Origin of the sequence: Streptomyces sp. NPDC050528, assembly GCF_044457795.1 — a bacterium.
Classification (GTDB): Bacteria; Actinomycetota; Actinomycetes; order Streptomycetales; family Streptomycetaceae; genus Streptomyces.
In genome coordinates this window covers 276,032-296,359 of record NZ_JBITHH010000002.1, presented here as the reverse complement: position 1 = coordinate 296,359, position 20,328 = coordinate 276,032, and the positions used below count along the sequence as shown (strand labels likewise).

Annotated in this window: 22 protein-coding genes and 2 pseudogenes; 16 read left to right on the top strand and 8 right to left on the bottom strand. The window is 70.1% G+C overall.

Annotation, left to right across the window (positions count from 1 at the left end):
- Nucleotides 1–191 precede the first annotated feature (191 nt).
- From ACIBK4_RS08725 to ACIBK4_RS08710, 4 genes are all read left to right on the top strand, one after another.
- Nucleotides 192–1,718: a flavin monoamine oxidase family protein gene (locus ACIBK4_RS08725; protein WP_398994378.1), complete on the top strand. Its 1,527-nt coding sequence runs from the start codon at nt 192–194 to the stop codon at nt 1,716–1,718.
- 135 nt (nt 1,719–1,853) lie between these two features.
- Nucleotides 1,854–2,792 carry a PAC2 family protein gene (locus ACIBK4_RS08720; RefSeq protein ID WP_329555502.1) on the top strand — a complete coding sequence of 313 codons (939 nt, stop codon included), beginning with the start codon at nt 1,854–1,856 and terminating at the stop codon, nt 2,790–2,792.
- Between the two features lie 91 nt (nt 2,793–2,883).
- Nucleotides 2,884–3,504 (top strand): dephospho-CoA kinase, encoded by a 621-nt coding sequence (coaE, locus tag ACIBK4_RS08715; RefSeq protein WP_398993474.1) that lies wholly within the window; start codon nt 2,884–2,886, stop codon nt 3,502–3,504.
- Nucleotides 3,505–3,554: 50 nt separating this feature from the next.
- Nucleotides 3,555–3,935 carry a tetratricopeptide repeat protein gene (locus ACIBK4_RS08710; RefSeq protein WP_033287221.1) on the top strand — a complete coding sequence of 127 codons (381 nt, stop codon included), beginning with the start codon at nt 3,555–3,557 and terminating at the stop codon, nt 3,933–3,935.
- Between the two features lie 30 nt (nt 3,936–3,965).
- Here the strand turns inward: ACIBK4_RS08710 and ACIBK4_RS08705 are convergent, their stop codons facing one another.
- On the bottom strand, nt 3,966–4,232 hold the full coding sequence (locus ACIBK4_RS08705) for a DUF6343 family protein (protein WP_398993472.1): 267 nt from the start codon (nt 4,230–4,232) through the stop codon (nt 3,966–3,968).
- 90 nt (nt 4,233–4,322) lie between these two features.
- On the opposite strand from ACIBK4_RS08705, the gene ACIBK4_RS08700 reads away from it, so the two are divergent.
- The 3 genes from ACIBK4_RS08700 to ACIBK4_RS08690 all read left to right on the top strand — a co-directional run bounded on the left by ACIBK4_RS08700 (nt 4,323) and on the right by ACIBK4_RS08690 (nt 6,629).
- A complete protein-coding gene (locus tag ACIBK4_RS08700; protein ID WP_398993470.1) occupies nt 4,323–5,237 on the top strand; it encodes an acyltransferase domain-containing protein in 915 nt (304 codons plus the stop codon).
- A gap of 134 nt (nt 5,238–5,371) precedes the next feature.
- Nucleotides 5,372–6,067 (top strand): class I SAM-dependent methyltransferase, encoded by a 696-nt coding sequence (locus ACIBK4_RS08695; RefSeq protein WP_398993467.1) that lies wholly within the window; start codon nt 5,372–5,374, stop codon nt 6,065–6,067.
- Between the two features lie 94 nt (nt 6,068–6,161).
- Complete coding sequence (locus ACIBK4_RS08690) at nt 6,162–6,629, top strand: DoxX family protein (protein ID WP_398993465.1); 468 nt, start codon at nt 6,162–6,164, stop codon at nt 6,627–6,629.
- Between the two features lie 115 nt (nt 6,630–6,744).
- Here the strand turns inward: ACIBK4_RS08690 and ACIBK4_RS08685 are convergent, their stop codons facing one another.
- Nucleotides 6,745–7,332 carry an RNA-binding S4 domain-containing protein gene (locus ACIBK4_RS08685; protein WP_398993463.1) on the bottom strand — a complete coding sequence of 196 codons (588 nt, stop codon included), beginning with the start codon at nt 7,330–7,332 and terminating at the stop codon, nt 6,745–6,747.
- Between the two features lie 237 nt (nt 7,333–7,569).
- On the opposite strand from ACIBK4_RS08685, the gene ACIBK4_RS08680 reads away from it, so the two are divergent.
- The 5 genes and pseudogenes from ACIBK4_RS08680 to pip all read left to right on the top strand — a co-directional run bounded on the left by ACIBK4_RS08680 (nt 7,570) and on the right by pip (nt 10,607).
- Entirely contained in the window at nt 7,570–7,947 is a 378-nt protein-coding gene (locus tag ACIBK4_RS08680; RefSeq protein WP_398993461.1) for a hypothetical protein, read from the top strand.
- A pseudogene (locus ACIBK4_RS08675) lies at nt 7,866–8,537 on the top strand (M20/M25/M40 family metallo-hydrolase); the annotation flags it as partial. The gene ACIBK4_RS08680 and the pseudogene ACIBK4_RS08675, both read left to right, overlap by 82 nt.
- 142 nt (nt 8,538–8,679) lie before the next feature.
- Nucleotides 8,680–8,838 (top strand): annotated as a pseudogene (locus tag ACIBK4_RS08670) (YfcC family protein); the annotation flags it as partial.
- 69 nt (nt 8,839–8,907) lie between these two features.
- Nucleotides 8,908–9,600 carry a uracil-DNA glycosylase gene (locus tag ACIBK4_RS08665; RefSeq protein ID WP_398993458.1) on the top strand — a complete coding sequence of 231 codons (693 nt, stop codon included), beginning with the start codon at nt 8,908–8,910 and terminating at the stop codon, nt 9,598–9,600.
- Nucleotides 9,601–9,644: 44 nt separating this feature from the next.
- Entirely contained in the window at nt 9,645–10,607 is a 963-nt protein-coding gene (gene pip, locus ACIBK4_RS08660; protein ID WP_398993456.1) for a prolyl aminopeptidase, read from the top strand.
- A 9-nt stretch (nt 10,608–10,616) separates the two neighbouring features.
- On the opposite strand, the gene ACIBK4_RS08655 is transcribed toward pip, so the two are convergent.
- Both ACIBK4_RS08655 and ACIBK4_RS08650 read right to left on the bottom strand, forming a co-directional pair.
- Nucleotides 10,617–12,092 (bottom strand): LamG domain-containing protein, encoded by a 1,476-nt coding sequence (locus ACIBK4_RS08655; RefSeq protein ID WP_398993454.1) that lies wholly within the window; start codon nt 12,090–12,092, stop codon nt 10,617–10,619.
- Between the two features lie 15 nt (nt 12,093–12,107).
- A complete protein-coding gene (locus ACIBK4_RS08650; protein ID WP_398993452.1) occupies nt 12,108–12,776 on the bottom strand; it encodes a GntR family transcriptional regulator in 669 nt (222 codons plus the stop codon).
- 172 nt (nt 12,777–12,948) lie between these two features.
- On the opposite strand from ACIBK4_RS08650, the gene ACIBK4_RS08645 reads away from it, so the two are divergent.
- The 3 genes from ACIBK4_RS08645 (at nt 12,949) to ACIBK4_RS08635 (ending at nt 16,388) form a co-directional block, all read left to right on the top strand.
- On the top strand, nt 12,949–14,421 hold the full coding sequence (locus ACIBK4_RS08645) for an NCS1 family nucleobase:cation symporter-1 (RefSeq protein WP_398993450.1): 1,473 nt from the start codon (nt 12,949–12,951) through the stop codon (nt 14,419–14,421).
- A gap of 5 nt (nt 14,422–14,426) precedes the next feature.
- Nucleotides 14,427–15,146, top strand: coding sequence for an aspartate/glutamate racemase family protein (locus ACIBK4_RS08640; RefSeq protein ID WP_398993448.1), 720 nt, complete (start codon nt 14,427–14,429; stop codon nt 15,144–15,146).
- Nucleotides 15,147–15,434: 288 nt separating this feature from the next.
- Nucleotides 15,435–16,388, top strand: coding sequence for a glycoside hydrolase family 6 protein (locus tag ACIBK4_RS08635; RefSeq protein WP_398993446.1), 954 nt, complete (start codon nt 15,435–15,437; stop codon nt 16,386–16,388).
- Nucleotides 16,389–16,466: 78 nt separating this feature from the next.
- Here the strand turns inward: ACIBK4_RS08635 and ACIBK4_RS08630 are convergent, their stop codons facing one another.
- The 4 genes from ACIBK4_RS08630 to ACIBK4_RS08615 all read right to left on the bottom strand — a co-directional run bounded on the left by ACIBK4_RS08630 (nt 16,467) and on the right by ACIBK4_RS08615 (nt 19,268).
- Nucleotides 16,467–16,943, bottom strand: a complete 477-nt coding sequence (locus ACIBK4_RS08630; RefSeq protein ID WP_398993444.1) for a GNAT family N-acetyltransferase — start codon at nt 16,941–16,943, stop codon at nt 16,467–16,469.
- Nucleotides 16,940–17,362 (bottom strand): RidA family protein, encoded by a 423-nt coding sequence (locus ACIBK4_RS08625; protein WP_398993442.1) that lies wholly within the window; start codon nt 17,360–17,362, stop codon nt 16,940–16,942. Before ACIBK4_RS08625 ends, ACIBK4_RS08630 begins: the two co-directional genes overlap by 4 nt.
- 581 nt (nt 17,363–17,943) lie before the next feature.
- Nucleotides 17,944–18,669 (bottom strand): hypothetical protein, encoded by a 726-nt coding sequence (locus ACIBK4_RS08620; RefSeq protein WP_398993440.1) that lies wholly within the window; start codon nt 18,667–18,669, stop codon nt 17,944–17,946.
- 95 nt (nt 18,670–18,764) lie between these two features.
- Nucleotides 18,765–19,268, bottom strand: a complete 504-nt coding sequence (locus ACIBK4_RS08615) for a hypothetical protein (RefSeq protein WP_398993438.1) — start codon at nt 19,266–19,268, stop codon at nt 18,765–18,767.
- Nucleotides 19,269–19,500: 232 nt separating this feature from the next.
- Here ACIBK4_RS08615 and ACIBK4_RS08610 point away from each other — a divergent pair, with 232 nt between their 5' ends.
- Entirely contained in the window at nt 19,501–20,304 is an 804-nt protein-coding gene (locus tag ACIBK4_RS08610; protein ID WP_398993436.1) for a nucleotidyltransferase domain-containing protein, read from the top strand.
- The last annotated feature ends 24 nt before the right edge of the window (nt 20,305–20,328 follow it).

Here is a 20,328-nt window from a genome sequence, read left to right as displayed (position 1 = left end):
GCCGCTGAAGGGGCGCTTTCCTCGGCCTTGTAGAAACGTGCGGGATACATCAGTAACTGCCGTGCCGTAACCGGTCGTTGGGACCCTGCCTCGGTCATTCATGATCGGAGAAAGGGAGCCGGACCTTGGCAAGTAACCAGAGCCGTCGTGCTTTTCTGCGGAACGTGGGTCTCACCGGTGGCGCGGGCACGATGTTCGCCACCATGGGGGCCCTCGGGCTCGCTCCCACCGCGCAGGCCGCTCAGCGGGAGCAGCCCTTTCGTGCGCTGAGCGCCGGCGACTTCCATCTCACCGGACGCGGCGCGGCGAAGGTCGTCATCGTCGGCGGTGGCATCGCCGGACTGACCACGGCGTACGAACTCGGCAAGGCCGGCTACGACTGCACGATCCTGGAGGCCAGGGACCGTACCGGCGGCCGTAACTTCACCGTCCGCGGCGGGGACACGACGACCGACCTCTACGGCAACCGGCAGACCGCCCGTTTCGCCGACGGGCACTACATGAACTGCGGGCCCGCGCGGATCCCGCAGTGGATGGTCACCCTCGACTACTGCCGTGAACTCGGCGTCCCCATCCAGGTGTTCACCAACGTCAACGCGGACGCGTACATCTACAACGAGTCCAGCGGCATGACCAAGCCCGAGCGCTACCGTACCGCCAAGGCGGATGTCTACGGCTACGTCTCGGAGTTGCTCGCCAAGGCCACCGACAAGGGAGCCCTGGACAAGGAGTTGACCGCCACCGACCAGGAGCGGCTCGTCGAGTTCCTCAAGGGGTGGGGAGAGCTCGGGGACAAACTGACCTATGAGGGCGGTGACTTCCGCGGGTACTCGACCATTCCGGCCGCCGCGGGTACTCCTGGTGTGCTGCTCGGGGACGTACCCACCGCTTCCGAGGTCCTCGCCAGTGGTGTCGGCCGCTACTTCTCCTTCGAATTCGGCTTCGACCAGGCCATGTTGATGTTCCAGCCGGTCGGCGGCATGGACCAGATCCCGAAGGCCCTCACCCGGGCGATCGGCGCGCACCGCATCCGTACCGGGGCGGTCGTCTCGAAAATCACCGACAAGGGGAGTGGCGTTTCGGTCACTTACACCCAGGGCGGCCGGACGAAGGTGGTCGAGGCCGACTACTGCGTGGGTGCCCTGCCGCCCAACATCCTCGCCAAGATCCCGCACAACCTCGGCAGCGGCGTCCAGACCGCGCTGGAGGCGATCACCCCGTCGTCCGCCGCGAAGATCGGCCTGGAGTACAAGTCCCGTTGGTGGGAGCTCGATCACCGGATCTACGGCGGTATCACCGAGACCGACCAGGACGTCACCCACATCTGGCACCCTTCTTACGGTTTCCACGGTGAGCGGGGCGTCCTCATCGGGTACTACAACTACGACGACAACGCGGACTCCTACGCGAAGCTCACCCCCAAGGGGCGGGAAGAGCGGGCGGTGGCCGCGGGCGTGAAGATCTACGGGGAGAAGTACCGCAGCGAACTGGCGTCGTCCTTCTCCCACCACTGGCGTCAGACACCCCACCTGGAGGCCGCGTGGCACGACACCCCGGGTGGGCCCGACGACGTCCGCTACAAGCCGCTCAACGACCCCACCGGACGCGTCTACTTCGCCGGCGACTGGCTCAGCTACACCGACGCCTGGCAGCACGGCGCGTTCTCCTCCGCCCGCAAGGCCGTGACCGCACTCCACGCGCGCGTGCTGTCCTCGTGACGTGGACGCCCACCTGGTGACTCAGGGGCGCGGCGCATGAAAAGCCCGTAAGAGGTGCCTGATCAGGGGCATGGGCGGGAATGCCCATGCCCTGGAGGGCGTTGTGCAGTACGAACACGAGGAGGAGCGGTCACTGTGCTTGATCCGCAGGGTTTGTACGCATGGGAGCCGAAGGGCCTGGCAGTCGTCGACATGGCGCTCGCACAGGAGTCGGCCGGTCTTGTCATGCTCTACCACTTCGACGGATACATCGACGCGGGCGAGACAGGCGACCAGATCGTCGAACGTCTGCTCGATACGTTGCCCCACCAGCTCGTGGCCAGCTTCGACCACGACCGGCTCGTCGACTACCGCGCCCGCCGCCCGCTGCTCACCTTCAAGCGGGACCGCTGGACCGAGTACGAGGAGCCCACGCTCGACGTACGACTGGTCCAGGACGCCACCGGAGCCCCCTTCCTGCTCCTCTCCGGCCCCGAGCCGGACGTGGAGTGGGAGCGCTTCGCCGCGGCCGTCCAGCAGATCGTGGAGCGGCTCGGCGTCCGGCTGTCCGTGAACTTCCACGGCATCCCCATGGGCGTCCCGCACACCCGCCCCGTGGGCGTCACGCCGCACGGCAACCGCAACGACCTCGTCCCCGGGCACCGCAGTCCGTTCGACGAGGCGCAGGTCCCGGGCAGTGCCGAGGCACTCGTCGAGTACCGCCTCATGGAGGCCGGTCACGACGTCCTGGGCGTCGCCGCGCACGTCCCGCACTACATCGCCCGGTCCCCGTACCCGGACGCGGCCCTGACCGTCCTGGAGGCCATCACGGCGGGCACCGGACTGGTCCTCCCGGGCATCGCGCACTCCCTGCGCACCGAGGCCCACCGCACCCAGACCGAGATCGACCGCCAGATCCAGGAGGGCGACGAGGAGCTCGTGGCGCTCGTCCAGGGCCTGGAGCACCAGTACGACGCCGCCGCGGGCGCCGAGAGCCGCGGCAACATGCTCGCCGAGCCGGTCGAGATCCCCTCGGCCGACGAGATCGGGCAGGAATTCGAGCGCTTCCTGGCGGAGCGCGAGGGCGACAACTAGAGCGTGCCAGGGCCTGTCCGTTTGACAGGTCCCGGGCGGTCGCCGCCGGTCACCGCGTGCCCTGTCAGTGACAGGCCGTAGGCTTCGGTTCATGCTGAAGGTCGGCCTCACCGGGGGCATCGGTGCCGGTAAGAGTGAAGTGTCACGGCTGCTCGTGGGGTACGGCGCCGTGCTGATCGACGCCGACCGCATCGCGCGCGAGGTCGTCGCCCCCGGAACTCCCGGGCTGGCGGCGGTCGTCGAGGCCTTCGGCGAGGACGTGCTCGGCGCGGACGGCGCCCTGGACCGGCCGAAGCTCGGCTCCATCGTCTTCGCCGACCCCGAGAAGCTGGCCGTCCTCAACGAGATCGTCCACCCCCTCGTCGGCAGACGCTCCCGCGAACTCGAAGCCGCTGCGGCCGACGACTCCGTAGTGATCCACGACGTCCCCCTCCTCGCCGAGAACGCCCTCGCCGCGCTCTACGACCTGGTGATCGTCGTCGACGCGAGCCCCGAGACCCAGCTCGACCGGCTGGTCCGGCTGCGGGGGATGACCGAGGACGACGCACGCGCGCGTATGGCCGCCCAGGCGACGCGCGAGAAGCGGCTCGCCATCGCCGACATCGTCATCGACAACGACGTACCCCTGGAGACGCTGGAGCGGCGCGTACGGGACGTATGGGCCGAACTCGTGCGCAGGGCCCACGTGCCCCAGCAGCCCCCTCAGGAATAGCGGCCCTTTCCCGGGGCGTTGAAACGTCCGAGTGAGGGAAGGACTTTGCCGTGCCCGAGAACAGCGGAACGACCGGACGTACTCCGGAAACGCATGTCATCGACTTCCGCGCCGCCGAGCAGTTGCTCGACGCGCGGGACCCGCGGGGCGCGGTGAAGCTGCTCGACCGCGTCATCGACGCGCACCCGGAGAACACCGCCGCGCGCCTGCTGCGCGCGCGTGCCTTCTTCGCGGCCGCGCAACTGCGACCGGCCGAGCTGGAGTTCACCATCGTCCTGGAGCGCGAGCCGGACAACGCCTTCGCGCACTTCGCGCTCGCCCGCACCTACGAACGGCAGGGCCGCGCCGACCAGGCCAAGCGCCACTTCCGGCTGGCCGCCGCGCTCGACCCCAAACCGCAGTACCTGAAGGCGGCCCGGTTCGAGGAGTAGGCGCACGCCTGTAGAGCGTGCTCCCGCACGTCAGGGGTGGCGGTGCTCCGGCGGGCGGTACGGCGGGATGTCGGGGCCCGGCTGGTAGTGCGGGCCCTCGCGCATGTGCTTGAGGATCACGGTCATGTCGATCGTGACGATCAGCCACAGCACCGCGCAGGCCGCCGCCCAGCCGGGACGTCCGGCGAGCGCGAACGCGACCGTGCCGAAGATCGTCCAGACGAGCCCCCACACGCTCAGCCAGAACCGTGTCCGCAGCGGACTGCGCGCGGTCGTCGGCTCACTGCCTGTACGCATCGGGATCACTACTCCTTCTTTCAACGTACTCTTCGGCTCGGACGTTCTCCACAGGGCTCCACAGGGCTCCACAGGGAGGGGAAGCGCACCGTGCTGCCGGACGCCGACGAACTGCCCGAGGTCCTGCTCGACCTCGCCGTACCCCATGAGGACATCAACGAACTGGTGCGACTGCGCCGGGAGTTGACGCGTGACCCCGACGCGACGCGGCTCCTGGAGGAGTGCGTCGGTGAACTGGTCAAGGACATCGGGGAGCACGGCCACTGGACCCACCTCACCGAGCTGCTCCTGGCCCGGCTGCCCGAGGCCCCGCCCGAGATCGGCGCCCACTTCCCCGTGTACGTGTTCGTCGCCGCGCTGCCCTTCACGCGCGCGTACCACCGCGAACGCGGCATCCCCGCCGACGTCTCCCGGCGTACCCTCGCCGACCTGGGACGCAACATCGCGGTGCACCACAGACGGTTCGGCGGGGCGGGACTGCCGTTCCCGCAGTGGCTCGTCCCGCACTTCCGCGGCGAGCTGTACCAGCTGGGGCGGCTGCAGTTCGAGCGGGCGCGGCTCGGCGAGCGCACCGCGCAGGCGCTCACGGCGGCCGGACTGGACGCCGGGCCGGACACGCCCTGTCTGAACCTGCACATCCCCGACTACTCCGGACCGCTCACCCCGGCCGCGTGCGACCGCTCACTGGAGCTGGCCCGCGCCTTCTTCGCCCGCTACTTCCCCGAGGAACACCACGAGGTCGCGACCTGCCACTCCTGGCTGCTCGACCCGCAGTTGAAGCGGTATCTCTCCGCCGACTCCAACATCGTCCACTTCCAGGACCGGTTCCGGGTGATCCGCGAGGACACGGAGCCGGCCGACACCGAGCCCGTCCAGTTCGTCTTCGGCCATCCCGACCAGGCGGTGGAGAGCCTGCCGCGGCGTACGTCCGTGGAGCGGGCCGTCGGGGACCATCTGCGGGCGGGCGGTCACTGGTATCTCGGGCACGGGTGGTTTCCGCTCTGATCCCCGGCTCGGTTCCGACCTCCGACAGCTGTCAACCGTTGCCTCCCTGAAGGGAATTGACTCGTACGGGTGAACCAGTGCGAGTCGGGAACGGACGTGCGGACGCGGCCCGTTGGACGGGCATGCGAATCGAAATGCGTGAGGGATACGAGGGGACAGGCCCCGGGGCGATCACCCCGGACGGCTGCGCGGTGGAGCTGTACTCACGGCTGTCGATCGGCCAGGAGCCGGACATCATCGGCGCGGCCGTGCCGGCGGGCGCGCGCATCCTGGAGCTGGGCAGCGGGGTGGGGCGGATGACCCACCCCCTCCAGGAGCGCGGGTTCACGGTCACGGCGGTCGACGAGTCCGCCGAGATGCTGGAGCGGGTCAAGGGCGCGCGCACGATATGCAGCCCGATCGAGAACCTCGATCTGGGCGAGACCTTCGACGTGGTGATGCTCGCGTCGTTCCTGGTGCACGCCGGGGATGCCGAGGTGCGGCGCGGACTGCTGCGGACCTGCGTGCGGCATGTCGCACCGGGCGGCTGCGTGCTGATCCAGCGGGAGGGCGAGGACTACCACACGAACCTGCCGCGCGAGCGGATCGACCCCGGTGGCTTCACCGTGCGGATGGTGTTGGCGGAGCCGGTCGCGGACGGGGTCGACTCGGTGCGTGCGGAGTATGTGTTCCCGGACGCGGTCTGGACCCAGACGTTCCTGTCCCGGCCGCTCACGAAGGACCAGTTCGAGGAGGCGCTGGCGGAGGCGGGACTGAGAGTGGACAGCTATCTGACACCGGACCGGATATGGGTGCGGGCGGTGCCGGTGACGGCGACCGCCTCGGATTAGCGGAGGAAGTCCCGTACGGCAGCGATGAGTTCGAGGGCGCGGGTCGGTCTACCCCTGTGACAGCAACACGGACCGCTTCCCACAGGAGAACCTCATGTCCGAGACCGCCGCTTCCGCAGCCGCAGCCGCTTCCGCCACCTCCCGTACGGTCGTCGTCGCCGAGACGGCGACCGCTCGCGGCCGCCGTGCCCGCATCGCGCTGCGCGCCCTCCAGGTGCTCATCGCGCTGTTCTACGCCATCGCGAGCGCGCTGCCCAAGCTCACCGCGAACTCGTCGGCCGTGGAGTCCTTCGACAAGATCGGCTGGGGCAGCGGGGCCATGTACGTCATCGGCGCGCTCGAACTCGCCGGTGCCGTCGCGCTGTTGGTCCCGCTGCTGCAGTCGGTGGCGGCGACGGCGCTCAGTGCGCTGATGGTGGGCGCGTTCATCGTGCAGATGACCGTGTTCCACGGGGAGAACGCGGCGACACCGCTGATCCTGATCATCCCGCTCGCCCTGATCGCCTGGGCACGGCGGGGGCAGAACGCGGAGTTGCTGCGGGTGCTACGACGACGGGCGTGATCCGTGCCGTACAGCTACAGCTACAGCTACAGCTACAGCTACAGCGATGGCTATGGCTATGGCTGAGCGCAGGGTGACGGTGACGTCCGGTGGGCCGAGGGGCCTGGGCCGGACGTCACCGTTGCGGATCGCGGTGGGTGCTGCGGTGTGAGTCGCGGCGGGTGTCCCGGTCCCGCTCCCGGTGGGAATCGGGAGCGGCGGCGCCGGCTCCGGGGAGGTCGCGCAGGCGTTCCAGGTCGCGGCGGTCGCGTTTGGTGGGGCGGCCGGTGCCTCGGTCGCGGATGCCGGCCGGGGCGACGGCCTCGCGGGGCGGGGGCGGCGGGGAGTTGTCCACGTAGCACTGGGCGGCGACCGGCGGGCCGACCCGTTTGCGGATGACCTGCTTCACGATGACGATGCGCTCGCGACCCTCGTGGCGGAGGCGTACCTCGTCGCCGACGTGGACGGAGTGGGCGGGCTTCACGCGCTCGCCGTTGACGCGGACGTGGCCGCCCTTGCAGGCGGCGGCGCCCATGGAACGGGTCTTGACCAGACGGACGGACCAGATCCAGCTGTCGACGCGGACGCTCCCGCCGTTCGCGGGACCGGCGGCCTTCGCGGCGGCCACGGCATCGCTGTCGGGCTCGGAAGCGGGCTCCTGAGGGGGAGCGGGCGTGCCGGTTCCGCCGTCCTGGTCGGTCTCGTCCATTCCCTCGGAAGCCATGCCCCGACTTTAGTGCCTCCGGTCGGCCGGCTCCGGCGGGTTTCGGTCGCCGACCTGAACCCCGGGGGGCCCACCGCGGTCTGCGGTCGGCACCCCGCTGGCTCACCCCGGATGCAGCCCCATGCCGCACCGCAGAGGCTGTCTTCCGAGGTCGTAGAGGGTGAGAGGTCGCAGCGGGCGCACAGGTCATGAGAGGTCATCGGGGTCGTGGACGCCGTAAGGAGTAAGGGGTCGGACGTGGAGGACAGGGCAGCGAAGGTCGACGCGCTGATGGACGGGCTGCGGGACGACCTGGTGCGGCTTGCCGCGATTCCCTCCGTGGCCTTTCCCGGGTTTCCGGGGGAGCCGGTGCGGGAGGCGCACGACCTGCTCGTCGGGCTGTTGCGCGAGGCCGGTGTCGAACACATCGAGCGGATCGATCTGCCCGACACCGCGCCGGTGATCTTCGCGGAGATCCCGCCGCCGAGCCCCGACGCCCCGACCGTCCTCCTCTACTCGCACTACGACGTCCAGCCGCCCGGGGACGAGGAGTTGTGGCACTCGCCGCCCTTCGAACCGACCCCGTGGAGGGCGGGTTGCGGGCGCGCGGTATCGCGGACGACAAGTCGAACGTGATCGCGCACCTCGGGATGCTGCGGGCGTACGAGGGGCGGCCGCCGGTCGGCGTGAAGATCGTGTTCGAGGGACAGGAGGAGTACGGCAGCCCCTTCGACACCCACCCGCCGACCGACGCCGACCGCTTCGCCTGCGACGCCATGGTCATCGCCGACCTCGGCAATCTGCGCCCCGGCACCCCGACCCTGACCACCGGACTGCGCGGCGCGGCCGAGGTGGTCGTAGAAGTGCGGACCCTTGAAGAGCCGCGCCACAGTGGGGAGTTCGGGGGTGCGGCGCCCGACGCGCTGCTCGTGTTGGTCAAGGCGCTGGCCACGTTGCACGACGTGCACGGGGATGTGGCCGTGGAGGGGTTGCGGCGGGAGGAGTGGGGTGGGGCGGCTTACACGGAGGAGGAGTTCCGGGAGTTGGCGGGGGTGCGGGACGGGGTGCCGCTCGTCGGGAGCGGGAGTCTCGGGGAGCGGTTGTGGAGCGGGCCCGCGATCACCGTCATCGGGCTGGACGCGCCGAGCGTCGATCGCGCGGCCTCGGCGGTCGTGCCGTACGCACGGGCCAAGCTCAACCTTCGTTTCCATCCGCGTCAGGATCCGCGCGAGGCACAGGCGCGTCTTGTCGATCACCTCAACTCCCTTGCGCCCTTTGGCGTTCCGCTCACTGTCACCGCCGGCGACACCGGCCCGGGATATGAGGCCGCGACCGGCGGGCCCGCCTACCGGGCCGCCCTCGCCGCGCTGGATGAACCTCTGGGTGCCGACGACCGCCGTCACCATCGGCGGGGTGGCGCTGGCGAAGGTCGGCTACGACAAGTACCTCAGGTTCGTATGGCCGTTGCTGGCGCTGCTGTTCCTGATGATCTGCGGGTTCGTGGCGTTCGGTGCGGTCCTCACCTGAGCCGGTGCGGTCCTCACCTTCGGGATGCTTACCTGAACCGGCACGGAGACGGACGCATACGGTGGGCGCATGAACCTGTCCGACCTCGACCAGCGGATCACCGGCTGCCGGGCCTGCCCCCGCCTGGTCGCCTGGCGCGAGGAGGTCGCCCGCACCAAACGCGCCGCCTTCGCCGACTGGACGTACTGGGGCCGGCCGGTACCCGGCTTCGGCCCCGCCGACGCACCGCTCCTGATCATCGGCCTCGCCCCGGCCGCGCACGGCGCCAACCGCACCGGACGCATGTTCACCGGCGACCGTTCCGGTGACGTCCTGTACGAGGCCCTCTACGACGTGGGTCTCGCCTCGCAGCCGACCGCCGTGAGCGCCGACGACGGCCTGGAACTGTACGGCGTGCGCATCACCTCGCCGGTGCGCTGCGCCCCGCCCGCCAACAAGCCCACCCCGGAGGAGCGGGACACCTGTCGTCCCTGGCTCGTCGACGAACTCACCCTGCTGCGGCCGACGTTGAAGGCCGTGATCGTCCTCGGCGCCTTCGGCTGGCAGGCGGCGCTGCCCGCGTTCGCGGCGGCGGGCTGGCAAGTCCCGCGCCCACGGCCCGCGTTCGGGCACGGCACCCGGGTCTCCCTCGACGGCCTCGACCTCTTCGGCTGCTTCCACGTCAGCCAGCGCAACACCTTCACCGGCAAACTCACGCCCGCGATGCTGCGGGACGTGCTGCGCACGGCGGCCGGGGCGGCGGGGTTGGCGACCACGCCGTAGTGAGGTCAAGGACACTGGGGTCGTAGCAACGTTAGGGTCGCGGGATGGGCCTGTATCCGGAGATCGAACCGTACGACCACGGCATGCTCGATGTCGGCGACGGCAACCGCGTCTACTGGGAGACCTGCGGCAACCCGCACGGCAAGCCCGCCGTCGTGCTGCACGGCGGACCGGGGTCGGGGTGCTCCCCGTACCCCCGGCGGTACTTCGACCCCGCCGCCTACCGGATCGTGCTGCTCGACCAGCGCGGGTGTGGACGGTCCACGCCGCACGCGAGCGCGTACGACACCGACATGAGCGTGAACACGACGGCCCACCTCATCGCCGATCTGGAGCTGCTGCGGCGGGAGTTGGGGATCGAACGGTGGCTGGTGTGGGGCGCGTCGTGGGGGTCGGTGCTCGGGCTGCGGTACGCGCAGACGCATCCCGGGGTGGTGTCGGAGCTGGCGCTGACGTGTGTCGCCACCGGTTCCAACCCCGAAGTGGCCTTGCTGACCAGGGGACTTGGGAAGCTCTTCCCGGAGGCCTTCGAGGCGTTCCTCTCCGAACTCCCCGCCGCTGAACGGGAAGGCAATCTCGCCGCCGCCTACAACCGGCTCATCGAGTCGCCCGACCGTGCGGTGCGGGAGCGGGCCGCCCGCGCCTGGACCGACTGGGAGACGGCGATCGTCCCGGCCCCGCCGCGCTCCGAACCCCGGTACGAGGACCCGGAGTTCAGGATGTGCTTCGCCCGGACCGTCACGCACTACTTCGGCAACGACCACTTCCTGGGGGAGGGGAATGAGGAGGGCGTCGTCCTGCGGGACGCGCCCCTCCTCAAGGGCGTCCCCGGCACCCTCGTCCAGGGCAGCCTCGACCTCGGCAACCTCGTCGGTGTCGCCTGGCGGCTCCAACACGCCTGGCCCGGCAGCGAGTTGGTGATCGTCGACGAGGCCGGGCACAACGCGAGCGCGCCCGGTGTCGCGGAAGCGCTGGTGGCGGCGACGGACAAGTACGCCCGCCGCTAGCCCAGTTGGTCAGCCGACTCGCGCCGCCGCCACCGGTCGTACCGTCACGTCGTAAGTCCCGGTGCTCTTCGAGGAGTTGACGCTCCACCGGTACCGCGAGAACTCGCCCGTGGTGTCGGAGGCGTAGAACATCATGTGGCCGATGCCGACGCCCTGGAGGTTCTCGCCGGGGACGTTGCTGACCATGCGGGTGTCGGGGTACGTGGGGTAGTTGGTCAGGGCGTAGACGCCGTGGGGGTCGGAGGTGCAGTCGACGATCTCGACGGCGTACTGCGTCTCGCCGGTGAAGTCGGCGGTGCCGCTGAAGACGCCCTTGACCTCGCGGACCATGACGATGTGGCCGGTGTTGTCGGGGTCGCTGCCCTGGTAGTCGACGGCGATGATGTCGCCGGGCCGGAGGTCGGCGACCTTGCGGATGCGCCGGAAGCGGGGGCCGGCGGTGCCGTTCAGGAAGGCGGCGCAGTAGTCGGCGGCCTCCGGGACCTTCTCCTGGAAGTACTGGAGGAAGTAGTCGTCGCTCGCCCAGCCGTAGGTGTGCTTGAGGACGCCGGTGACGAAGGACGCGCAGCGGGCGCGGGCCACCCAGCTCGCCGGGTCGTCGGGCGTGCCCCAGGTGAGGGTGGCGCCCGGGTCCGTCCGATAGACGTTGTTCAGGCGGGCCGTACGGCCGCTGATCAGGGCGATCTCGTCGGCGGTCAGGGCGCGGGCGTAGGTCCGTACGTCGTCGATCGCGCCCTTGAAGCGGTTGACGGGCGCGCCGTCGAAGCGGGCCCGGCCGATGGAGAAGCCGGAGGTCGCGGCCCAGGACAGGGTGGTCGCGGCGCTGCCCTGCGGCTGCCCGTCGACGTACAGCCGGATCTGCGTGCCGTCCCAGACGCCGGTCAGGTGGGTCCAGCTGCCGCGAACGGCCGGTGACGTGGCGACGGCGGACACCTTGGTCGCCTGGTCCTCGCTGCGGACCTTGAAGGCCCAGGTGGAGACCGTGTTGTCGTACTGGAGGAGGAAGCGGCTGGTGGTGGCGCCGTCCTGGCTCACCGCCGTGTACATGGTCGCCGGGTCGGCGTCGCTCGCCAGCCGCACCCACGCGGAGACGGTGAAGGGGGCGGTGGTGTCCAGCACGGAGTCCGTGGCCGCGTACGCCCCGGCCGTCCCGTCGAGGCTCAGCTCGCCGCCCGCGCGCAGTGCCGACCAGGTCGCGCCGGAGCCGGAACCGAGCGTGACGGGATGCTCGTGCCCGGAACGGTCCGCGCCCGAGCCGTCCAGCGCCCAGTGCCCCGCCAACCCGTCCACCAGATACCCGGCCGCCAACAGCCGCTGATATCCCACCAGTTGCTCGGCCTGCGCCAGATGCGGCGTGCCGACCGGCGTGAACGGAGTGTCCAGCGCCACGTCCGCCACGGCCACCCCCGCCCCCTGCGTCACGCCCGCCATCGCGCCGACGCCGACCAGCGCGGCCCCGCTCAACAGGCCACGTCTGCTGACCATGTTCGCTCCCTCTCCCTACGGCTGTGCGGCGTCCCCGAACAGATGCCGCACCGTGGAACGGTAGTTGGCCTGCACGTGGCTCAGGGCATGGGCGCGGGCGCGGTCCGGGTCGCCGGATGCGATCGCCTCGTACAACTCCTGGTGTTCGGTGAGGAGTTGGGGCCACTCCTCGTTCTGCCGGGTGAGCCAGCGGAGCCGGCCGTCGACCGGTTCCATGACGGAGATCAGCAGGCTGTTGCCGGCGAGGGCCAGAATGCGGTCGTGGAAGCGGGTGTTGACGTCGGTGATCGCCTCGGCGTCGTCGGACCGGGTGGCTTCGGCCGCGCTGTCCAGCAACTCCCGTAGTTCGGCGAGGGCTTGGGGTGTCGCGCGGGACGCGGCGAGCCCGGCCGCGTACACCTCCAGCGCCTCGCGCAGCTCGAACAGCTCCTTGACGTCGGTCGGGGTCAGCCGCCGTACGACGGTCCGGCGCGCCGACTCGAACAGGACGAAGCCCTCCGCGACCAGGGCGCGGATCGCCTCACGGACCGGCACCCGCGAGACCCCGAAGCGCTCGGCCAGCTCGCGCTCCACCAGCCGGTCACCGGGACGGAGGCGACCGGCGATGATGTCCTGCCGCAGGGTGGCCAGGACGCGCTCGCGCACCGCTCCGAGGGGTTCGATCTTCGCTGTCATGGAGCTCATGGGGTTATCTTCGCCGACTCCGGGGGTGTTTTACGGAGCGTTAACAACGGGGACATCGGTCGGAACGGTTGACGGGAGGACTATGACGGCAGTTTGGTATACCAAACGACATCGGTAGCCGAGCTGTTCTCCCAGTTCTCCCTCCTCCGTCCCCCTTTGCCCTGGAGGCCCCGTGTCCCTCGCCGACAGTGCCGAAGCCACCGGCACACCAGCGTTCGTCCCCGACCCCCGGCTCACCAACGAAGACCTCGCGCCCGCCGACAAGCGGAACTGGAAGGTCTTCGACCTCTTCGCCATGTGGATGTCCGACGTCCACAACCTCGGCAACTACACCTTCGCCGCCGGACTGCTGGTCCTCGGCATGAACGTCTGGCAGGTCTTCACCTCCCTGCTCGTCGGCTTCGTGCTCATCTACGTCGGCATGAACTGGATGGGGAAGATCGGGCAGGCGCACGGCGTCCCGTTCCCGGTGGTCAGCCGGATCAGCTTCGGCGTGTGGGGCGCGAACATCCCGGCCCTCATCCGGGCCGTGATCGCCATCATGTGGTACGGCATCCAGACCTACCTCGCGTCCGTCGCCGTCAACGTGATGCTGCTGGCGGCCTGGCCGGGCCTGGAGTCCTGGACTCACCACTCCTTCCTGGGACTTGACGCCCTCGGCTGGGTCTCCTTCGTGTCGCTGTGGCTGATCCAGGCGGTGATCATCAGTCAGGGCATGGAATCCGTACGGAAGTTCCAGGACTTCTGCGGTCCCGCGATCTGGCTGGTGATGATCGCGCTGGCCATCTGGGTGCTGGCGAAGGCCGGTTGGTCGATCTCGCTCACCTCCACCCCGCACCCGGTGTCGTTCGGCGAGCAGTGGCGGCAGTGGTTCGGCGCGATTGGCCTGATCCTCGCCACCTACGGCACGTTGATGCTCAACTTCTGCGACTTCTCCCGCTTCGCACCGGACTACAAGACGGTCCGGCGCGGCAACTTCTGGGGTCTGCCCATCAACTCCACGGCGTTCGTGGTCGTTTCGGTGATCGTGACGGCCGGTTCGCTGGAGGTCTGGGGCCAAGCCATCACGGATCCGGCGGAGTTGGTCGCCAAGGTCGGCAACACCTGGGTGATGGTGCTGGGCGCGTTCACGTTCGCCGTCGCCACCATGGGCGTCAACATCGTCGCCAACTTCGTCTCACCGGCGTACGACCTGGCCAACGTCTGGCCGCAGAAGATCACGTTCAAGATCGGCGGCATGATCAGCACGGTCGCGGCACTGGTCGTAACTCCCTGGAACCTCTTCTCCAACCCCACGGTCGTCAACTACTTCCTCGGCGGCCTCGGCGCCTTCCTGGGCCCGCTGTTCGGCGTGATCATGGTCGACTACTACTGGGTGAAGCGCGGCCGGGTCGATGTGCAGGCGCTGTTCGACGCGACCCCTGGCTCCCGCTACTACTACCGGGGCGGCGTGAACCCCAAGGCACTCGCGGCGTTCCTGCCGGCGGCGGCGGTCGCGGGCGTACTCGCCCTGGTGAAGACGTTCAGCGACGTGGCCCCGTACTCGTGGTTCATCGGTACGGCGCTGGGTGCGGGTCTGTACGTACTGATCTGCCGCACCGAGCGAGCCGCGACCGAGCCCGCTCCCGAGCCGCTGGAGGCCTGACCAGCGTGCGCATCGTCGTCACCAACTGCAACACCACGCAGGAGATGACCGAGGAGATCGTACGAGGTACCCGGGCCGCCGCAGGCCCGGGCACCACCGTGATCGGCCTGACACCCGAGTGGGGTCCCGAGTCGGCGGAGGGCTGGCTGGACAGCTATTTGTCGGCGGCGGCGGTGATGGACTTGCTGAGCACGTATGAGGGTCCTGCGTACGACGCCGTCGTCATGGCCGGCTTCGGGGAGCATGGGCGGGAAGGCGTACGGGAGTTGGTGGACGTACCGGTCGTCGACATCACCGAGGCGGCCGCCCATCTGGCCTGCCTGCTGGGCCGCCGCTACGGCGTCGTCACCACGCTGGAACGGTCCTGCGGGCAGATCGAGGACAGCCTGGAGTTGGCGGGGGTGGGGCGGAACTGCGCGGGGGTGGTGGGGACGGGGTTGAGTGTCCTCGACCTGAGCGGCGACGAGGCCCGCACGGAGGCGGCGTTCCTCGCGGCGGCGGAACGGGTGTGTGCGGCGGGGGCGGAGGTGTTGGTGCTGGGGTGTGCCGGGATGACGGGGTTGCAGCGGGTGGTGGGGGAGAAGTTGGGGTTGCCGGTGGTGGATGGGGTGGGGGCGGGGGTGAAGCTGGCGGAGTCGTTGGTGGGGTTGGGGTTGAGGACGAGTCGGGTGGGGAGTTTTGCGCGGCCGGTGGTTAAGAGGAGGGGGTGGGGGCGGGGGGTGTGAGAGGGGGGTTACTGGTTTGAGTTCGGGGTGCGGGTGTGTGGGGGGGTTGCTCGCGCAGTTCCCCGCGCCCCTTGAACTCGGACCAGCTGAGGCTTTTAAGGGGCGCGGGGAACTGCGCGACCAGCCACGACGGCGCCGCAGCCGGCATACGACACATCGCGGCACTCTCAGTAGCCGCATCCGTCGGGGTGATCTTGCGGCGCCCTGACCGGCTCTACGGCGACTCGTGGACGCGTGCCCCGCAGACTCCGGGGAGAACGAGTCACCGTCGGCGAGAAGGAGACCCCCTTGCCCAACCCGGTACCGAGAGCCCTCCTCGCCACCCTCCTCGCAGGATTCTGCTGCGCCGGGGCGACCCGCGACGTACCGGAACCGTTCTGGACCGCCCCCGACTCCCGGGCCGCCCAACAGGCGGCCGCCTGGCGCGAGGCGGGCCGGACAACGGACGCCACGCTGATGGACCGTATCGCCGCCAGACCCGAGGCCGAGTGGCTCAACGGACCCAACCCCGGCCCAGTCGTCCGCGCCCGCACCACCGCCGCCGCCCAAGCCGGCCGCACCGCCGTACTCGTGGCGTACTACATCCCGAACCGGGACTGCGGCCAGTACTCCCTCGGCGGCGCCCCCACCGCGACGGCCTACCGCACCTGGATCGACGAGTTCGCGACCGCCCTCGGCGACCGGGGCGCCTATGTGATCGTCGAACCGGACGCGGTCGCCCAGGTGGTCGCCGGTTGTACCCGCGTCACGGCGAACGACCGCTACGCCCTGCTCGCCTACGCCGTCGATCACCTCAAACGACAACCGAACACCCACGTCTACCTCGACGCCGGCAACTCCAGTTGGATCCCCGAGGCCTGGCGCCTGGTCACCGCGCTCAAGGCCTCCGGCGTCACCCGTGCCGACGGCGTAGCCCTGAACGTCTCCAACTACCAGACGAAAAAGGCGAGTTCGACGTACGGCGACGAACTCTCCAAAGACCTCGCCGGCAAGCACTACGTCATCGACACCAGCCGCAACGGCAACGGCCCCTACACCGGCACCGGCACCGACGCGTGGTGCAATCCACCCGGCCGCGCCCTCGGCACCCCGCCGACCACCCGCACGGACAACCCTCTCCTCGACGCCTACCTGTGGATCAAACGCCCCGGCGAGTCCGACGGCACCTGCCGAGGCGGCCCGGCGGCAGGCCAGTGGTGGCCGGCGAACGCCCTCGAACTGGCCCGCAACGCCCGCCCCTGACACATGACTTGTGACACATGACTTGTGAATCACGACTTACGGCTCGGGGCCTACGGCTCGGGGCCTATGGCTTGGGGCTTACGGATTGGGCTTCCACACGTATCGCACATCCGGCTCCCGCTCCTCGTTGCCGCTGCCGTCCGTGAACTCGACGGCGACGAAGCCGTGCCGCTCGTAGAACCGGTGCGCGGGCTTGTTCACCTGGAACGTCCACAGCTCCAGGCCCCCCGGACTCCGCTCCTTCGCAAGCCCGACGAACCGGTCCCCGAGCCTCCGCCCCCGCCAGTCCGGTTCGAGATACAGCTGCGACAACTCATCCCCGTCGATCACCATCAGCCCCACGACCCCACCGTCGTCCCCCGCATCGGCCACCCACATCTCCCGCAACGGCACGACGACATCCCGGAAGTAGCCCCGCACGTCATCGGCGGACCGCGGACTGACAACGGTCGGCAGCGCGGCGGCGAACGAACGCAGCCAGACGTCGGCGGCGGGGCGCGCATCGGTCCCGGTGGCCCGCCGGATCGTGACGGCGACCTCGGAGCCGGGGTTCAAGACGGTCCCACCTCATCCTTTTCCGGTACGACAGCTGTTGCCGTGATCTCCACGAGCTGCCCGGTGTACCCGAGGCAGGCCACGCCGACGAGCGTGGACGAATGCGGTCCCGCACTGAGCCCGGACGCCTCGACCACCTCCCACACGGCGGACAACACCGAGGGCTCGCTACTGACGACATACACATCCGTCGCGACGACCTGCCCCAAGTCGCTGCCGACGGCCCGCAGTTGCTCACCGAGATTCACCAGCACCTGCTCGGCCTGCCGCACCGCGTCCCCCACACCGACCACCTTGCCGTCGACGTCGAGCGGGACCGCCCCGGCGAGAAAGGCGAGTCTCGTACCGGCTTCGACGACGGTGGCGTGGGAGTAGGTGGGCGGCGGAAAGAGCGCGGGGACGGTGACGCGTTCGAGCACGGGGTCTCCCAGGGGTGATCGGCTGATCGGTCGTTAGCGGTTCGGCGGTCGGCGGTCGGCGGTCGGCAGTCGGTGATGGGTGATGGGTGATGGGAGAGGGCGGTGGGCGGTCGGCGCGGTGCGGGCGTCAGCCGACCACGTGGACGCCGCCGCCCGCATCCGAATTTCCGCCAGAGGACTCGACGGGCCCAGAGGGCTCATCGGACCCGGAGGCCGAGCTCGGACTCTCCACCCGCCAGCCGTCCTCCCGCGCCACCCGCTCGAAGACCCCGATTACGGCAATCCTCGCCGCGCCCGCGCCTGTGCTCCTGCCCGGCAGCCCCCAGCGGCCCCCGCAACCGCTTCTCACTCGACACCGTGAGCGAGTCGGGATCGACGCACACACCCAACGCACCTTCGGCGAGCGAGGCGAGTTCCCAGAGGCCGAACCGGCGCCCCTCACCGAACGAAACGGGTCGTAGCAAGGGAGAAGCCGCCAACTGCTCATGCACGCGCTGGACTTGATCATCCTTCATGGCCCCGGAGGCGTAAGGTCGCCGCCGGCGTTCGGCCGAGGGTGCCGGGAACATCGCCCCGGCATGTCATTCCGGGGGAGGACCGCACTCACGTTCAGACAGTTGGCGTTCGCACTCCTGTGCAAGGAGGGGGTACGCCTCGCGGATGGCCGCGTAGACCCGCCGCCGGAGCAACTCCTCCGCCGCGGCCCGCCCCGCACCCCCGTGCAACCCGCTCAGCAACTCGTCGTAGCGAGCCAATCGGTGCCGTAGATAGTCGACCTTCCACCGATCGAGCCCGGCGGCATCAGCACTCCCGCCCCTGGCGGCGCCACCCTCCGGCAGCGGCCCCCGCCGCTCGTAGGCCCGTTCCTCGTCCCGCCGATCGCGGTGCTCGACTGCCAGCGCCGCGAGCTTGTGCGGAGCCAGTCGCGGCACGTCGATCGGCTCGGCGGCGATCCGCGCCAGCACCTCCCGTCGCCTGCGCCGAGCGGCGACCCGCGCCGCCGCGGACCGCCGTGCCGCAGCCGCCGCAACGGCCCGGAACTGCTCGCTCGGCTCGGCGGCCTCGACCCGCTCGACGCAGTACAGCCGGATGCGCGGAGCCGCCCGGAAATGCGGATTGACCCGCAACAGGTCGGGTTCACCGAGCAGTTGACGCACCATCCCGGCCGTCCAACCCCGAGCCCGCAACCCGGCGGCCGAGAGATGCGTACGAGCGGCATAAGTGTCGCCGCCGCCCTCCGCGTCCTGCGCCTGCTCCGGTCCCTGCTCCCGCCCTTGCCCGCTCTCGTTCGTCTCGTGCGCTGTCATCGCCCGCTCCCCCGTGGTGACTCTCAGTGACCACTCCAGTGAAGCGCGCACCACTGACAATCGCCCCGACGGCCTCACGCGGCGAGGGGGCGACCTCAGACGATGAGGTCGCCGACCCCGGCCACCTCCTGCAAGATTCGCGCCAACGACCTCAGTACGCCGAGGATCTCCGCGATCGCGTCACGCAGCGCGTCCGCGTGTTCCCACTCCCGTTCCCACGCCACCGGATCGCGTCCTTCGGGCCGCTGGGACTCGTAGGCGGCGAGGCGGGGATGACAGGTCGCGAGGAGGGGGCGCAGGACGCGGTTGAGGACGGTGACCGCGAGGACGGCGAAGCTGATGTGACCGGGGGGTACGGGCGGGGCGAGCTGAGGTCCGTGGCGGTGGAGGATGTCTCGGGTGGTGCCGAAGAGCGTGTGGAAGGAGGACAGCGTCTCGCGCAGGAAGCCCTCGTCGGCGGCGGGTTCCTCGACCGACACGCGGGGGACGAGCTGCAGGTACAGCTCCCAGGCCGCGCTGCGCTCCGCGTCGGCAGGTTCCCAGATGCCGGAGATCTCGCCGACGAACGGAATCGTCAGTCCGGCCGTGATCTGCCACATCCACCCCGTCGAACTCCGCGGCGCCCGGCACGCCTCGGCCGCCGATCCCGCCGCCCTGGTGGCCGACGGACATGAGGCGGCCTGGGGCCTGGCCCCAGGCCGACCCGATGCGCACCGAATTAACGCGTTGCGCCGGGTCGAAGGGGCGCGCAATAACGCGTGGCGGCCTGCCCGATCCCTGCATACGCTCCCGTCGATTCCCGCCCCCGGCCGACCAGTTGGAGCCACAGCCGTGCCCACGCCCACTCCCGCACCCACTCCCGCACTCACGCCGCCTCCCGCCGACGACGCGGAGTTCCTCGACACCATCGCCGACCGCCTCGCCACCCTCCCCACCGTCCACGCCGTGGCCCTCGGTGGTTCCCGCGCCCAAGGCACCCAACGCCCCGACAGCGACTGGGACTTGGCGGTCTACTACCGCGGGACCTTCGAGCCCGCCGGCCTCCGTGCACTCGGGTGGGAGGGTGAGGTCTCCGAGGTCGGTGGTTGGGGTGGCGGGGTCTTCAACGGGGGTGCCTGGTTGACCTTCGAGGGGCGGCGTGTCGATGTGCACTATCGCGATCTCGACGTGGTGGAGCGGGAGTTGGGGGAGGCGGAGGAGGGGCGGTTCCGGGTGGAGCCGTTGCTGTTTCATCTCGCCGGGATTCCCAGCTACCTGGGCGTCGCCGAACTGGCGATCAATCGCGTCCTGCGCGGCGAACTGCCCCGCCCGGACGGCTATCCCGCGAAGCTACGGCTCTCCGCCGCCGAGCGTTGGTACGGCACCGCCGACGCCACCCTCGCGTACGCGCGGGCCAACCGCGCCTCCCACGGTCGGCTCACCGAGGTCGCCGGTGCGCTCGCCGTGGCCGCCGTACAGGCCGGGCACGGGGTGTTGGCGGAACGGGGGGAGTGGGTGACGAACGAGAAGCGGTTGCTGGAGCGGGCCGGGTTGCGGTCGGTCGACGGCATCGTGGCCGGGCTGCGCCCCGAACCGGACGTGCTCGATCGTGCGGTTTCCGACGCGGAAGCCCTCTTTTCGGCGTTGCGTTCATAAAGAAAGCGGCCTCCCGGTCAACCT

What these genes read in the sequence shown, in the direction of transcription:
- coaE (WP_398993474.1), top strand. Translation starts at nt 2,884, where the DNA reads ATGCTGAAGGTCGGCCTCACCGGGGGCATCGGTGCCGGTAAGAGTGAA.
- ACIBK4_RS08690 (WP_398993465.1), top strand. Translation starts at nt 6,162, where the DNA reads ATGTCCGAGACCGCCGCTTCCGCAGCCGCAGCCGCTTCCGCCACCTCC.
- ACIBK4_RS08655 (WP_398993454.1), bottom strand. Translation starts at nt 12,092, where the DNA reads ATGGTCAGCAGACGTGGCCTGTTGAGCGGGGCCGCGCTGGTCGGCGTC.
- ACIBK4_RS08695 (WP_398993467.1), top strand. Translation starts at nt 5,372, where the DNA reads ATGCGTGAGGGATACGAGGGGACAGGCCCCGGGGCGATCACCCCGGAC.
- ACIBK4_RS08705 (WP_398993472.1), bottom strand. Translation starts at nt 4,232, where the DNA reads ATGCGTACAGGCAGTGAGCCGACGACCGCGCGCAGTCCGCTGCGGACA.
- ACIBK4_RS08615 (WP_398993438.1), bottom strand. Translation starts at nt 19,268, where the DNA reads ATGTGGCAGATCACGGCCGGACTGACGATTCCGTTCGTCGGCGAGATC.
- ACIBK4_RS08650 (WP_398993452.1), bottom strand. Translation starts at nt 12,776, where the DNA reads ATGAGCTCCATGACAGCGAAGATCGAACCCCTCGGAGCGGTGCGCGAG.
- ACIBK4_RS08685 (WP_398993463.1), bottom strand. Translation starts at nt 7,332, where the DNA reads ATGGCTTCCGAGGGAATGGACGAGACCGACCAGGACGGCGGAACCGGC.
- ACIBK4_RS08620 (WP_398993440.1), bottom strand. Translation starts at nt 18,669, where the DNA reads ATGACAGCGCACGAGACGAACGAGAGCGGGCAAGGGCGGGAGCAGGGA.
- ACIBK4_RS08725 (WP_398994378.1), top strand. Translation starts at nt 192, where the DNA reads ATGTTCGCCACCATGGGGGCCCTCGGGCTCGCTCCCACCGCGCAGGCC.
- ACIBK4_RS08665 (WP_398993458.1), top strand. Translation starts at nt 8,908, where the DNA reads ATGAACCTGTCCGACCTCGACCAGCGGATCACCGGCTGCCGGGCCTGC.
- pip (WP_398993456.1), top strand. Translation starts at nt 9,645, where the DNA reads ATGGGCCTGTATCCGGAGATCGAACCGTACGACCACGGCATGCTCGAT.